This window comes from Actinoplanes xinjiangensis (assembly GCF_003148685.1).
In the GTDB taxonomy this organism is placed as follows: Bacteria; Actinomycetota; Actinomycetes; order Mycobacteriales; family Micromonosporaceae; genus Actinoplanes; species Actinoplanes xinjiangensis.
Map to the genome: position 1 here is coordinate 241,182 of NZ_QGGR01000014.1, position 15,027 is coordinate 256,208.

9 protein-coding genes are annotated in these 15,027 nt (G+C 71.2%); 2 read left to right on the forward strand and 7 right to left on the reverse strand.

The annotated features are described in order from the left end of the window. Positions 1 to 32: 32 nt before the first annotated feature. The 4 genes from BC793_RS29140 to BC793_RS29155 form a co-directional block, all read right to left on the reverse strand. Positions 33 to 1,157 (reverse strand): ABC transporter ATP-binding protein, encoded by a 1,125-nt coding sequence (locus tag BC793_RS29140; RefSeq protein ID WP_109598287.1) that lies wholly within the window; start codon positions 1,155 to 1,157, stop codon positions 33 to 35. 3 nt (positions 1,158 to 1,160) lie between these two features. After that, positions 1,161 to 2,612 (reverse strand): gamma-aminobutyraldehyde dehydrogenase, encoded by a 1,452-nt coding sequence (locus BC793_RS29145; RefSeq protein WP_203896155.1) that lies wholly within the window; start codon positions 2,610 to 2,612, stop codon positions 1,161 to 1,163. Between the two features lie 153 nt (positions 2,613 to 2,765). After that, entirely contained in the window at positions 2,766 to 4,103 is a 1,338-nt protein-coding gene (locus tag BC793_RS29150) for an aspartate aminotransferase family protein (protein WP_203896156.1), read from the reverse strand. Between the two features lie 10 nt (positions 4,104 to 4,113). Next, positions 4,114 to 5,601 carry a CoA-acylating methylmalonate-semialdehyde dehydrogenase gene (locus tag BC793_RS29155; RefSeq protein ID WP_109598293.1) on the reverse strand — a complete coding sequence of 496 codons (1,488 nt, stop codon included), beginning with the start codon at positions 5,599 to 5,601 and terminating at the stop codon, positions 4,114 to 4,116. 58 nt (positions 5,602 to 5,659) lie between these two features. On the opposite strand from BC793_RS29155, the gene BC793_RS29160 reads away from it, so the two are divergent. Continuing rightward, positions 5,660 to 6,994 carry an aminotransferase class I/II-fold pyridoxal phosphate-dependent enzyme gene (locus BC793_RS29160; RefSeq protein ID WP_109598295.1) on the forward strand — a complete coding sequence of 445 codons (1,335 nt, stop codon included), beginning with the start codon at positions 5,660 to 5,662 and terminating at the stop codon, positions 6,992 to 6,994. Positions 6,995 to 7,326: 332 nt separating this feature from the next. Here the strand turns inward: BC793_RS29160 and BC793_RS51660 are convergent, their stop codons facing one another. The 3 genes from BC793_RS51660 to BC793_RS29175 form a co-directional block, all read right to left on the reverse strand. Next, positions 7,327 to 10,098, reverse strand: coding sequence for a serine/threonine-protein kinase (locus BC793_RS51660; protein WP_109598297.1), 2,772 nt, complete (start codon positions 10,096 to 10,098; stop codon positions 7,327 to 7,329). Between the two features lie 609 nt (positions 10,099 to 10,707). Then, the gene (locus tag BC793_RS29170; RefSeq protein WP_109598299.1) at positions 10,708 to 12,927 is read right to left on the reverse strand and encodes an ABC transporter permease; all 2,220 of its coding nucleotides are present in this window, start codon (positions 12,925 to 12,927) and stop codon (positions 10,708 to 10,710) included. Then, positions 12,927 to 13,649, reverse strand: coding sequence for an ABC transporter ATP-binding protein (locus BC793_RS29175; protein ID WP_109598301.1), 723 nt, complete (start codon positions 13,647 to 13,649; stop codon positions 12,927 to 12,929). Before BC793_RS29175 ends, BC793_RS29170 begins: the two co-directional genes overlap by 1 nt. 133 nt (positions 13,650 to 13,782) lie before the next feature. On the opposite strand from BC793_RS29175, the gene BC793_RS29180 reads away from it, so the two are divergent. After that, a complete protein-coding gene (locus BC793_RS29180) occupies positions 13,783 to 14,925 on the forward strand; it encodes a sensor histidine kinase (RefSeq protein WP_109598303.1) in 1,143 nt (380 codons plus the stop codon). The last annotated feature ends 102 nt before the right edge of the window (positions 14,926 to 15,027 follow it).

The following is a 15,027-nucleotide window of genomic DNA, read 5'->3' on the forward strand; positions in this document are numbered from 1 at the left end:
GAGGGAGGGGCTCGGCTTATCGGTGGGGTACATCAGACTCCGATCGGGTACGAGTGCTGCGGGGCCCAGGTGAGGAAGACGCGCTCGCCACGAGACGCGACGTCCTCTGCATCGTGAGCATTCTGATCGAACACCACGAAGTCGCTTCCAGCGGTGGTCGCCACTGTGTAATTCGTCGAGGTCCCGTGATAGACGACCTCGGTGACGGTGCCGGAAAGGAGGCTCCCGTTGACGTTGCCGGGCAGTGTCCGGTGCAGGTCGATCTTCTCCGGCCGGACCGAGACCTCGATGTCGCGGCCCACGGCGACACCGGCCGGTACGGGTACCACGACGCGCTCGCCGGGTCCCTTCTCGAGGACCGCGTAGCCCTGATCGGACCAGCTGACGCGGCCGTCGATGATGTTGGAGGTGCCGATGAAGCCGGCCACGAACCGGGTGGCCGGGCGCTCGTAGATGTCCCGCGGCGAGCCGAGCTGCTCGATCAGGCCGCTGTTCATCACGGCGATACGGTCGCTCATGGTGAGCGCCTCGCCCTGGTCGTGGGTGACATAGACGAAGGTGATGCCGACCTCGCGCTGGATGCGCTTGAGCTCGATCTGCATCTGCTGGCGCAGCTTGAGGTCCAGTGCGCCGAGCGGCTCGTCGAGCAGCAGCGCCCGCGGGTGGTTGACCAGCGCCCGGGCCAGCGCGACCCGCTGCTGCTGGCCGCCGGACATCTCCCTGGGCTGGCGGCGCTCCATGCCGGTCAGCGAGACGATCTCGAGCATCTCACCGACACGCCGCTTGATGTCGCTCTTGCCGACCTTCTTGCGTTCGAGGCCGAACGCCACGTTCTGCTGCACGGTCAGGTGCGGGAACAGTGCGTACGACTGGAAGACCATGTTGACGTCACGCTTGTTCGGCGCGACGCCGGTCACGTCCTTACCGGCGAGGAACACCTTGCCGGCGGTCGGGTCCTCGAAGCCCGCGATCATCCGCATCGTGGTGGTCTTGCCACAGCCGGATGGGCCGAGCAGCGAGAAGAACTCCCCCTGTGCGATCGCCAGGTCCAGACTCTTGACGGCGGGCACCGCCTCACCGTGCGACAGGTAGTCCTTGCGCACGCTGGCGAACTCGATCGCCGGCTGTGCGGTCGGCGTGGAGGGGGAACTGGTCATCTATCACCTCTGCGCGGGGGTGCCATTGAAGCTCATCACGTGCTTGATACGGGTGTATTCCTCGAACCCGTACATCGAGAGATCCTTGCCGTAACCGGAGTGACCGTAGCCGCCGTGCGGCATCTCGGAGACGAAGGGTAGGTGCGTGTTGATCCAGACCGCGCCGAAGTCCAGCCGGCGGGACACCCGCATGGCCCGGCCGTGGTTCTCGGTCCAGACGCTGGCGCTCAGCCCGAACCGCACGTCGTTGGCCCAGCGGACGGCCTGGTCCTCGTCGGTGAAGCTCTGCACGGTGACGACCGGGCCGAAGATCTCGTCCTGGATCATCTCGTCCCGCTGGCGCAGGCCGGCCACGACGGTCGGCGCGAAGAAGTAGCCGCGGTCGCCGACGCGGTGCCCACCGGTGACGACCTCGGCGTGGTCGGGGGTGCGGTGCAGGAAGCCGGTGACCCGGTCCAGCTGGTTCGCGTTGTTGACCGGGCCGAAGAAGGCGTCCGGGTCACTGGGCGCGCCGACCCTGGTCGCCCTGGCCGCCTCGGCGAGCGCCGCGGTGAAGTCGGCGGCGATCCGCTCGTGCACCAGGACCCGGGTGGCGGCGGTGCAGTCCTGACCGGCGTTGAAGTAGCCGGCGCCGGCGACCGCGGCAGCGGTGGCGGCGATGTCGACGTCGTCGAAGACCACGACCGGCGCCTTGCCGCCCAGCTCCAGGTGCACCCGCTTGAGATCGGGGGCGGCCGCCGAGGCGACCTCCATGCCGGCCCGGGTGGAGCCGGTGATCGACACGAACTGCGGCGTCGGGTGCGTGACCAGGGCGCGGCCGGTGTCCCGGTCACCGCAGACGACGTTGAGCACACCCGGCGGCAGGAACTCGCCCGCGATCTCCGCCAGCAGCAGCGTGCTGACCGGGGTCGTGTCCGACGGCTTGAGCACCACCGAGTTGCCGGCCGCGATGGCGGGAGCGAACTTCCACACCCCCATCACCATCGGATAGTTCCACGGGGTGATCTGGGCGCAGACGCCGATCGGCTCACGGCGTACGAAAGAGGTGTGGTCCCGCAGGTACTCCCCCGCGGCCTTACCCTCCAGGACCCGCGCCGCGCCGGCGAAGAAGCGCAGTTCGTCGAGGATCGGGCCCATCTCCTCGGCGCGGGTCGCCTCCACCGGTTTGCCGGTGTTGCGGACCTCGGCCGCGATGATCTCGTCCGCGCGTGCCTCGACCGCGTCGGCGATCCGCAGCAGCGCCCGCTGCCGCTCGGCCGGGGTGCTGTCCCGCCAGACCTCGAAACCCTCCGCGGCGGCGGCCACCGCCTTCTCGACGTCCCGCACCGAGGAGACCGGGGCCTGTGCGTACGTCTCCCCGGTGCTGGGGTCGATCACCGGGGACGTGACGCCGTCCTCGGTACCGGTGCAGGCCCCGGCGACGAAGTTGCGCAGCACGGGAACAGAGGTGCTCACAGGGATTTGGCCTTCCGGTGTAGGGCGTTCTCACCCGGACTGGAGGGACCTTGTCACACCGGCGAGTGAGCTAGCAAGGGAATCCGAAGTAATTTCCAAAGCCGAAACGGAATCAGAAGATCCGACCCCGTTTCAGCAACGTAATCCGGGGTTTTATGCGGTGAATCCGTCGGCCACCGTGAGTGCCTCGTCGATGATCTCCAGGCCCTCGCGGAGCTCCTCCGCGGTGATCGTGCACGGCGGCACGACGTGGAGCCGGTTGAAGTGGACGAAGGGCCACAGGCCCCGCTCCTTGCAGGCCGCGGCGACCGCGTTCATCGGTGCGGCGGCGGGCCCGGCGGCGTTGAACGGTACCAGAGGGTCCCTGGTGTCCTGATTCGTGACCAGCTCGATCGCCCAGAACACGCCCAGGCCGCGAACGTCGCCGACGCTCGGGTGCCGGGCCTTCATCGAGGCGAGCGCGGGGCCGATGATGTCGTCACCGAGCGCGCGGGCGTGCTCGACGATCCCCTCGTCCTTGAAGATCTGCATGCTGGCCACCGCCGAGGCGCAGGCCAGCGGGTGCCCGGAGTAGGTGAGACCGCCCGGGAACGCCCGCTCGCGGAACGTCTCGGCGATCTCGTCGGAGATCACCACGCCACCCAGCGGCAGGTAGCCGGAGTTGACGCCCTTGGCGAAGGTGATCAGGTCGGGGGCGACACCCCAGCGGTCCACCGCGAACCACTCGCCGCACCGGCCGAAGCCCGCCATCACCTCGTCGGCGATGAAGACGATGCCGAACTCGTCGCAGATCTCCCGTACGCCGGCCAGATAGCCGGGCGGCGGGACCAGGATGCCGTTGGTGCCGACGACGGTTTCGAGGAGGATCGCGGCGACGGTGGCCGGGCCCTCGAAGACGATCGTGTCGCGCAGGTGCTGGAGAGCGCGGCGGCTCTCCTCCGCCTCGTTCTGCGCATAAAACGGCGACCGGTAGGGGTACGGCCCCCAGAAGTGCACGACACCGATGGCCACCGGCTCGTTCGGCCAGCGCCGCGGGTCGCCGGTCGCGGTGATCGCGGTGGCGGTCGAGCCGTGATAGCTGCGGTAGGTGGCGAGCACCTTGTGCCGGCCGGTGTGCAGCCGCGCCATCCGGATCGCGTTCTCGTTCGCCTCGGCGCCGCCGTTGGTGAAGAACACCTTGTTCAGGTCGGCCGGGGCGATCTCGGCGATCATCCGGGCCGCCTCGCCGCGCTTGTCGTTGGCGAAGGCCGGCGCGATGGTGGCGAGCCGGCCGGCCTGCTCCTGGATGGCGGCGATCAGGCGGGGATGCTGGTGCCCGATGTTGATGTTGACCAGCTGGGACGAGAAGTCGAGGTACTTCTTGCCGGTGTAGTCCCAGATGTGACTGCCCAGCGCCTTCTCGATCGGCAGCGGGTCGATCAGGCCCTGCGCGGACCAGGAGTGGAAGACGTGCGCGCGGTCGTCGGCGCGCACCTGCGATTCAGTGCTCACGAATTCATCCTCAACGAGTCTGCGGGAAGCCGAGGTCGACCGACGAGGTTCCCGGGTCGGGCCAGCGGGAGGTGACGACCTTGCTGCGGGTGTAGAAGTGGATGCCGTCCGGGCCGTACATGTGGGTGTCGCCGAACAGCGACGCCTTCCAGCCACCGAACGAGTAGTAGGCCACCGGCACCGGGATCGGCACGTTCACGCCGACCATGCCCGCGTTGACGTCGAACTGGAACTGCCGGGCCGCGCCGCCGTCCCGGGTGAAGATGGCGGTGCCGTTGCCGTACTCGTTGTCGTTGACCAGCTGCAGCGCCTCGGCGTAGGTGTCCACCCGGACGACGCTCAGCACCGGCCCGAAGATCTCGTCGGTGTAGACGGTCATCTCCGGCGTGACGTTGTCGAGCAGCGTGGCGCCCAGGAAGAAGCCGTCCTTCGGCAGGTCGTCGGCACGGCCGTCGGCCACCACCGTCGCGCCCTGCGTGGCCCCGGCCTCGATGTAACCGGCGACCTTGTCCCGGTGCTGGGCACTGATCAGGGGGCCCATCTCGGAGGCGGGGTCCGTACCGTCGCCGATCTTGATCTTGGGAAGTCGCGCAGCGATCGCCTCGACCAGCGGGTCGGCGATCTCGCCGACCGCGACCACCACGGAGATCGCCATGCACCGCTCGCCGGCCGCGCCGTAACCCGCGCTGATCGCCGCGTCGGCGGCCGCGTCGAGTTCCGCGTCCGGCAGGACGATCATGTGGTTCTTGGCGCCGCCGAGAGCCTGCACGCGCTTGCCGTGCGAGGTGCCGGTCTCGTAGATGTATCTGGCGATCGGGGTCGAGCCGACGAAGCTGACCGCCGCGACGTCCGGATGCACCAGGATCGCGTCGACCGCCTCCTTGTCCCCGTTGACCACGGTGAACACGCCGTCCGGCAGGCCCGCCTCCTGCCACAGCCGGGCCAGCCACAGCGCGGCCGACGGGTCCTTCTCGCTGGGCTTGAGCACGAACGCGTTGCCCGAGGCGATCGCGGTGGCGCACATCCACAGCGGAACCATCGCCGGGAAGTTGAACGGGGTGATACCGGCGACCACACCGAGCGGCTGACGGATCGAGTAGACGTCGACGCCGGTCGCGGCCTGCTCGGAGAAGTTGCCCTTCATCAGGTGCGGGATGCCGGTGGCGAACTCGACGTTCTCCAGGCCCCGGGCCACCTCGCCGGCCGCGTCGGCGAGGACCTTGCCGTGCTCGCGGGTGACGATCGCGGACAGCTCGCCGGTGCGCGAGGCGAGCAGCTCACGGAACTTGAACAGGACCGCCGACCGCTTCGAGAGGGAGGCCTCCCGCCAGCCCCGGGCCGCCGCCTTCGCCGCCTCGACCGCCGCGTCGATCTCCGCCGCGTTCGCGAGATCGACCGAGGCGATCTGCTCGCCGGTGGCGGGATTGAAGACCGGGCCGACCCGACCCGAAGTGCCGGCGGTCTCGGCGCCGCCGATCCAGTGCGCGATGTGATTCATGCACCGAGATTATGTGACGACTCTAGACCGAACAATGACTTGATTGTACTGTCACATAATGTTTTACCAGGCCGTCATGGAACGGCTCTCCGACGCCAGCGCCCGCGGCCTCGCCGAAGCGGTCAGCCGCGCCGTCGGCGACGGCGCCCTCACCGGCGGGAGCAAACTGCCGCCGGTGCGCTCGGTCGCCACCGAACTCCAGCTCTCCCCCAGCACCGTCAACGCGGCATGGCAGCTCCTCCGGCGGGCCGGCACCATCCGCACCGACGGCCGGCGGGGCACCGTCGTCGCCACCCCCGGCGCCGGCGGTCCCGGTCGTTATCGGGCGGCGCTGCGGCGAACCTCGGGATTCGGGCTCGACCTCTCGACCGGCGTCCCCGACCCGGCGCTGCTGCCGTCCCTGCCCGACCTGCACGGCCTGTCCCCCGCGCCGAGCAGCTACCTCGACGAGCCGGTGCTGCCCGAGCTGGGGGCCCTGCTGCGGGAGCGGTGGCCGTACCCCGCGGAACGCCTGGCGATCTTCGACGGGGCGATGGACGCCGTCGACCACGTGGCCACCGCACTGCTGCGGCTCGGTGACGTCGCGCTCGTCGAGAACCCGTGCTTCCCGCCCCTGCTCGACCTCCTCGACACGCTCGGCGTCCGGGTCGCCGGCGTCGCCACCGACGCCCACGGCATGCTGCCCGACCGGCTCGCCGCCGCCCTGGCCCGCCGGCCCACCGCGGTCTTCCTCCAGCCGCGCGCCCTCAACCCCACCGGCGCGTCGTGGTCACCGTCGCGGGCCGCCTCCCTCGCCGCGGTCCTCGCCGACAATCCGCAGGTGTACGTGGTGGAGGACGACTCGGCCGGCGAGTTGTCCTCCGGGCCGCCGCTGTCCGTCGGCACCCACATCCCGCGGCAGACCGTCCACGTACGCAGCTTCTCCAAATCACACGGCCCCGACCTGCGGCTCGCCGCGCTCAGTGGCCCCGCGACGGTCCTCGACCCGATCCTGGAACGGCGGCTGCTCGGCCAGGGCTGGACCAGCCGGCTCCTCCAGCACCTGCTGCTCACCCTCCTCACCGCCCCCGCGTCGATCGCCGCCGTCGCCGCCGCCCGCGACGAGTACGCCCGCCGCCGCCGGCTGATCACCTCCGGTCTCGCGGCGGCCGGGATCACCCTGCCGCCGGGCGAGGGCCTCAACCTCTGGCTGCCCGTCGCCGACGAGCAGGCCGCCCTGCTCAGCCTGGCCAGCGCCGGAATCGGGGCGGCGGCGGGGACCGCCTTCGCGTTCGGTGCGGGATCGGCACCCCATCTGCGGGTGACCGTCGGTCTGGTCGCTACCGGTCACGCCGAGGTCGCCGACCGCCTGGCCACGGCGGCGCGGGCCGCCGGCCAGTCCATCCCGCGTTGACTCGGGGGCGACCTTCGCGACCCGGCACCTCCGGCGGCTTCGCCGCCTTTCGACGCGCGGCCCGTTCGCCCTTCCGACGCGCGGCCCGTTCGCCCTTCCGACGCGCGGCCCCTTCGCCCTTCCGCGCATTAACCTGCCGCCTTTTCGCGCGCCCGGCCTTTCGGCGTTCCTCGCGCCCAGCCGTGCCGGCTCTCGCGCCCGGCCCTTTCGCGCTTCCGCGCGCCGAGACCTGCCGCTTCTCGCGCCCTCGGCCTGGCATCTTTCCCGAACGGCCACCTTTGCAGCCAGTCGGCCCGCCCGGCTCACCGACTCTCTGGATCGGCGCGGGCCTGTCAGCTCTTGGCTGGGACGAAGCTGTCGAACACCAGCTGGAGGTCGTCGCGGGACTCGTTCCACTCGGAGTCCGGCGTCTGCCAGTAGATGCCGTAGGCCTTGTCGTCGGCCACCACCGTGCCACGGTTGTTGACGTGCCGACGGACTCCGTCGCGCACGAACGTGAACTCCCAGTCGGCGGCCTTGCGGAAGTAGTCGACCGCCTTGATGTGCACCTCGTCGTACTGGGGGAAGTCGCCGCCCCGGACCCGGTTCTCGGCCTGGTTGGTCCAGTCCTTCACCGGATTCGACTTCGGCTCGTCGGTCTGGTCGATGCCGAGGATCTTCCCGTCACCGCGGAAGTAGACGATGCTCCCCTCCTTCGAGCGTTCCCAGCCCGCGGGGACATAGAGAGAGAAGCCAGTCTTATCGGTGTACTTCACCCACCCGGCCGGCAGCTGGGGACGCCCGTCCCCCGTCGGAGTCGGGCTCGGCGGCACCGGAATCGGCGCCGCACTCGACGAAGCCGCGGGTGACGGGGTCGCCGACGTGGCTCCCGCCGTGCCACCCGCGGTCGCACCGCCCACCGGCGCCGCCACGGACTGCGTCGGCTGGGCTTCAGGGCTACCCGTGCGCCCGATCACCGCCCAGGCGACTCCCGCGACAAGAACGACGGCCAGCGCCGCCACCGCCACGATCAACCCACGCCGGCGGCGACCCGTTCCGGTCACATCATCATCGGGTACGTCGAACCCGCGCCGACCCGGCCCGACCGCCAAGCCCACAGTCGGCGGGACTGTATCCACCTTCGTGTCCGCCTCGGACCGGCGGCCCTTCGCATCCGGCTCGGACCCTCGTCCGGCCTCCGGCGAAGTCCCCGTTGTCGGCCCGGACACCGTTTCTGGATCCACCGCCGCATCCGGGACTGCACCGTGACCCATCGCGACATCCGGCGACGACGCAGCCCGCTCGGCCGCTTCCGGTTCCCGCCCAACGCCCGGCCCGTCGCCCGCTCCCGGATCTGTTCCTACGGCGGGCGTGGCCACCGTTCCGGGGCCTGCCTCCGACTCCGGATCCGCACCCGGCCTCGCCGCCGCGTCGGCGTCTGTTCCCGGCTCCAGATCCGCACCCGAGCCAGGCGCAGCCTCCCGAACCGCCTCCGATTCCGGTCCTGAACCCGACCTCGCCGCCGCGTCCGCGCCCGGAGCCGTCCCTACAGCTGGCGCGGCCACCGTTCCCGGGCCTGCCTCCGAATCCAGTTCCGCGCCCGTCCCGGCCGCCGCGTCGGCGTCTGCTCGCGGCTCCAGATCCGCACCCGAGCCAGGCGCAGCCCCCCGAACCGCCTCCGAATCCAGTCCCGAACCCGGCCTCGCCGCCGCGTCCGCGTCCGGCTCCAGATCCGCACCCGAGCCAGGCGCAGCCTCCCGAACCGCCTCTGGATCCCGTCCCGCCGCGTCCGCTCCAGGCTCAGCCTTCACACCGGACCCGGCGGCCGATCCAGGAACCGACTCCGGCCCCGAATCCGTCCCGGCAACTGCGACCCCGTCAGCTCCCGGCTCAAGCTCCACACCTGAACCGGCGGCCGCTCCCCGAACCGCCTCCGGCTTCATGTCCGACCCGGCCGCCGCCGACTCCGACTCCACGCGCGGGCGGGACGCCGCGTCGCCGCGCGTCCCTGTCTCCAACTCCGCGGCCGACTCGGCCGCGGCTCCGACGCCTGGCGCGGGTGCGGGCTTGGAAGCCGGCGCGGCTGCCCTCGAAACCGGTGCCGGTTTCGACCGGCCGGCACGCGAGCCGCTGCTACGGGATTCACCGGAGCGCGAGCCGCTACCGCGCGAATCGCCGCCGCGCGACCCGCCGGTCGATTTGTCGCCGGAGAACCGAGGCCGGGGAATCCTGAACACGCCCGGAAGACTGGCGGCGAATCCCGCCAGACCGGAAGGTTTCGTCTGCTGCTCCGCGGAGCTGTCGGCGGACGTGGACAATCCGTCGATGACGGCACGGGCAAGGCTCTCGGCGTCCTCGGCCGTCATACGCGTGGCCGGGTCCTTGCGGAGCAGACCGTCGAGCAGCGGCCGCAGCACACCGGCGTGAACCGGCGGATCCGGTTCCTCGGTGGCGATCGCCGTGAGGGTGGCCATCGTCGAACCACGCTGATAGGGCGAACGGCCCTCGATCGCCGCGTAGAGGGTGGCACCGAGCGACCACAGGTCGGCTTCCGGCCCGCTCGGGGCGCCCTTGACTCGTTCCGGCGCCATGAAGTGCGGCGATCCGACCAGGATGTCGGACCGACTGATCACCCCGTCGTCGTCGACGGCCGCGATGCCGAAGTCGGTGAGCAGCACCCGTCCGTCGTCGGCGAGCAGGACGTTCGCCGGCTTCACGTCACGATGCTCGACCCCGAGCCGGTGGGCGGTGCGCAGCGCTCCGAGAAGCTCTACTCCGATGCGGGCGACCCGATAGGGATCCAGCGGCCCCTGTTCGGCGATCTCCTCCCGAAGCGACCGGCTCGGCACGTACTCCATGACGATCCAGGTGCGGTCGTCGAGCTGCAGCACGTCGTACACCTGAACAACGTTGGGATGGTTGATCCGCGCTGCCGCCCGGGCCTCCCGGATGGTGCGACGCGCTGATGCCCCACCATCGGCGCCGAACGGCTGGTCGATCTCCTTGATCGCCACATCCCGTTCGAGCGTCTCGTCACGGGCCAGGAGCACCTGGCCCATCCCACCGCGGCCCAGGCTCGCGCCCAGCCGGTACCGTCCGGCAAGCAACACGGGCGCATCAGGCATGGGCACCGTTATACCCGCCCGACGCACGCATCAAGCGAACCCCCACTTATCCCAAGCCGCATAACGGGCATTCCTTCACCCCCACCTACCTCACGGTCATCCCAACCCCACACTTCGCCGCATTCGGCCGTCGGGACGCCCTTCTCACTGCCGCACGACCCGAAGAACCGTTCCCCCACATCACCCAGCCGATCCCTCCGCTGGGCCCGGTTTCATCGCCCCCTTCACCAACGCTGCCGTCAGGGCTCAGGAAACTGTCCCTCGACTGGTCCGTGATCGCCCTCACTGATTCCTCTGCACCGCCGCTGGATTCTCCGCTTGCCCTCATCGATCGACCCGCAACTCGGCTGAACACCGCACTTGCCCGGACAGGTCTCTCCCCGACTGCGCTGATCCTGTACTCGCCCGTACCGAATCCCTCCGGTCCTCTGCCGCCGGCCCTCCGCTCGGCCACGCCCTCCGAGCCGGCCCTCCGCTCGGCCACGCCCTCCGAGCCGGCCCTCCGCTCACCTGCCGCACGGGATCGTCCCGCCCGATTCATCAATATGTCCTGAGCTCGGGTTTCTCCGTCCTGGCCCGTCCAGCGAAGGAGTGGCACCGCACCCGGAATCACCGGGCGGCGGCTGGTCGGTTGATGAAGCGGGCAGCGGGGATGGTGGCCGCCGCGACCGCCAGCAGCAGGCAGATCAGAATGGTGACACCGGTGGCCGGCCAGGACACCAGAACCGGGACGTGCTGACCGACCTGGGCGCCCAACGACCGGGCCGAGCCGGCCACGGCGATCAGCCCCGCCGCGCCGCCCAATAGCGAACCGATGATCACCGTCAGCGTCGTCTCGAGCGCGACCGCCCGCAGCACCTGCCCTCCGGTGGCCCCGGACAAGCGCAGGACGCGGTGGTCGGAGCCGCGCCTCCGCGCCGCCATGAGCAGTGTGTTGACCACGGCCAGCGCACCCGCCCCGGCCGAGACTGCCAGCAGTAGTGCGGTGAAGGTGGCGACCAGCCTGTCGTCCTCGGTGTCGATCTGCCGTGCCAGATCGGCCGGGGCGGCCACCCTCGCACCGGGCCCGGCTGGGCCGCCGGGAGCCGGGTAGACGGCGGGGGCAAGGGCGGACGGGTCGTGCCGCCGGGCCGCGTCGCGGGCGACGAACAGTTCGGCGGTGAACGGCCCCGGAGGCGCGACACCGGTCACCCGCAAGGTCTCGGTCACGCCGTCGCCCCAGGTGACCGTGATCTGCTCGGCACCCTTACTCGGTACCAGCGCCGTCCCCGGCTCCACCCCGTCCATGCCGATCGCGACCACGGCCCGGCCACTGATGTAGACGACACTGTCCAGCGGGGCCCGTCCGGCGACGCCGTCGTGCAGGCCGGGAGTCTCGTCGGGGACGAGGACGGGGGCGGACGGCACCACCGCGGTGCGCCCGGCGTCCCACGCGGCTGCCGAGGTCTGCACGGTGCCGGTCACGAATACCGCGAATGCGACGGTGAACAGCACCGGCGCAGCTGTCGATGCGGTGCGCCGGACAGCGGCGCGGGCGCTCTCACGGGCGAGGGTCGCGGTGATGCCGGGCAGCGGTCCCAGCACCATCCTGATCAATGCGGGAATGATCGCCGGGGCGAGCAGCGCGGCCGCCGCTATCAGTGCCATCGCACCCAGGAGCGCGTACGACGCGAGGTCCTGTAGCTCCCCGGACGTGGCCCCCGCGACGCCGGCGGCGATGGCACCGGCCACGGCGGCCCCGCCGATCCCCCATCGGGTTCGGCTCATCGCCCCTGGTTCCCGCTCAGCCGTGCGCAAGGCTTCGATGGGGCCGATGCGAGAGACGCGCCGGGCCGCGGTCACGGCACCGATGAGGGCGATCAGGGGGCCGGCCGCGAAGGCGACGGTCAGTGCCCACGGCTCCCAGTGCACGATGTACCCGACGGGTTCGAGCCGTTCACGTACCAGCATCGGTGCCAGCGCCAGCGCGGACAGGCACCCGAGGAGCACGCCGGCCGCGGCCGCTGCGGAACCGAGCAGAAACGCCGAGCGATACAGCATGCGGCGGATCTGGCGTGGCGTCGCCCCCACCGCACGGAGCAGGCCGATCTCGCGGCGGCGCTGGTTCACCTCGAACGCCGACGTGGAGGCGACCAAGAAGACGCAGGCGAACCCGGCGATCGCCGCGGTCGCGGTCAGCACCTGCATGCCGATCCAGCGGACGCGGGCGTCGTTGCGCGGCTCGGCCAGCCCTCGGTCGTCGCCGGTCAGGACGGTCCCGTCGGCTCCCACCACCGCCCGCAGCACCGTGACGTCGGGGCTGCCCGACACGCCGATGGCCCGGACGCCGGGGCCCAGCCGTGCCGCCTCGGCGTCCCCGACGTGGATGCCGGGCAGGTCGGTGTGCGCGGCGACCCGGAACCGGACCGGGCCGGCTCCGGTGAGAACCGTGACGGACTCACCGACGGCCACGCCGAGATCCCGGTCCACGACGGCTCGGCCCGCTCCTGGATCCGCACCGTGCCAGGCGTGTCCCCGTGTCACGCCCGGCACCGGACGGCCGTCCCTCAGCGGCTGGGCGTAGAAGTCACGATCGATCGTCACAGCGGTCACTCCGGGAACGACGCGTAACCGCCCGGCCAGGGACCTGGCGGTCTCGGCCGGCCAGGGAACCGTCTCGACGAACTCGTCGGCCCGGTTGGCGGCGGCCGGGCTCTGCACCACCGCGGTGAACCCCTCGAAACGCTCCGGAACACGTGGTCGCGCCGAGGCCAGCAACAGCAGGAAGGTGGTGACGATCGTGGTGCCGAGCAGCACGGCGACGAAGGTGCCGGCCCGGTCGCGGGCCATCACGCCCGCTCCAGGGCGGTCATCCGGTCGGCGACGCCGGCCGCGTCGACGCCCGTCAGCTCGTCGGTGATCCGCCCGTCGACGAGCAGCACCACCCGGTCGGCGACGGCAGCCGCGACCGGGTCGTGGGTCACCATCACGACGGTCCGCCCGTGCCGGTCGACCAGGCCGCGCAGCAGTTCCAGAACCTGATGGGACGTACGGTTGTCGAGCGCCCCGGTCGGCTCGTCGGCGAAGAGCACCGCCGGGCGGGTGAACAACGCCCGGGCGATCGCGACCCGCTGCTGCTGACCTCCGGACAACTCGCGTGGCCGATGACCCGCCCGGTCTCCCAGCCCGACCTCGGTGAGGGCGGCCCGCACCAGAGCGTCGTCGGCACGGCGGCCGGCCAGCCGGATCGGCAGCGCCACATTCTGTGCAGCCGTCAGCGACGAGACCAGATTGAAGTCCTGGAAGACGAACCCCACACGGTCACGGCGCAGCCGGGTGAGGGCGGTCTCCCCGAGATCGCTGAGGCGGATGCCGGCGATGGTCACCGCGCCACTGCTGGGTGATTCGAGCCCGGCCGCGCAGTGCAGCAACGTCGACTTCCCCGATCCGGACGGCCCCATCACGGCGGTGAAGGTGCCCTCGGCGAAATGTGTCGTCACTCCGTCTAGTGCGGTCACCACGCCGGCGCCGCTGTCGTATGTCTTGGTCAGATCTTCCAGCTCGACTGCCATGCCGTCGAGATTCGCGCAGAGGGCCGTGCCTTGTCGTCGAGCTCAGGAATGGTCCTGAACCGGCCTCGTCATACCGTGGTCTGACGTGCCGCGGGTGGACGCGCATGGAGAAGTTGATGGATACGCTCGCCACATGCCCGCCCCACTGCTCCTGGTGCAACGAATGGGCCCGGCAGCTCAGCGGGCCGTCGATCTGCTGGTCGCTGCCGCGGCCGCTGTCCTGTGCTGGTTCGCGGCCATTTCCACCCCGGCGACCAAGCTGCCGGAGCCGACCTGGCTGGCGCTCCTGGCCGGGGTGGCGGTCGGCGCTCCGCTGGTCGTGCGCCGGCGGTGGCCGATCGTCACCGCCGTCGTGGTCGCCGTCGCAGCCGCCGCGCTTCTGGCCACCGGCGTCATCCCGGATTACGCCTCGCCCGCGCCGGTGGCCGTCGCCGGGGTCACCGCGTACACGGTGGGACTGCTGTCGGAGGGCGACCGGGGTGCGCGCGGTGTCCTGATCGCGATGGGCTTCCTGGTGGTGGGCGCCGCGTTCAGCGGGGCCTCGCCGGGGTTCGGTGGGATCGCCTTCGCCGTGCTGGTGTGCGGTTCGAGCTGGGCCGTCGGGTGGACGCTGCGGGAGCGCCGCCGGCATGCCGAGGTGACCGCCGCCGAGAGCACCGCCCGGGCGGTGGCGGAGGAACGTCTGAGAATCGCCCGGGAGATGCACGACGCCGTCGGGCACAGCCTCAGTCTCATCGCGGTGAAGTCTTCGGTGGCCGTCCACGTCGCCCGGCAGCGCCCCGAGGAGGTGGTCGACGCGCTGGACGTCATCGCGGCGGAGAGTCGGGGCGCTCTCACCGAGCTACGGCGGACGGTCGGCGCGTTGCGGACCGAGCCCGGCTACGGGCCGCCGCCGAGGCTCGGCGATCTGGAGCGGCTCGCCGAGCGGGCGGAGTCCGCCGGAGTGTCGGTGCAGCTCGACGTCCGCAGCGGGGAAGACCTGCCCGATTCCGTGGCGGCGGCCGCCTACCGGATCGTGCAGGAGTCACTGACGAACGTGGTGCGCCACGCCGCACCCGCCGCATGCCGCGTCGACGTCGAGAGCACCGGCGCTCAGCTGCGGATCGAGGTCACCGACGACGGCGCGAGACGCCACTCGCCCGCACCCGGCGGCGGGACCGGTATCGCCGGTATGCGGGAGCGGGTCGCCGCCTACGGAGGCACGTTCAGTGCAGGCCCACGTCCGGGCGGGGGCTTTGCGGTGGTCGCCACCCTGCCGTACGGATCCACGTCGTGATCGGCCGCTCGCTCACACGCGGCCACCACCGGACCGGTTCACTCCACCGGCCAGGCGCCGGCGATCAACCCGGCCACGACACCGCGGCGGACGGAGGAGGCT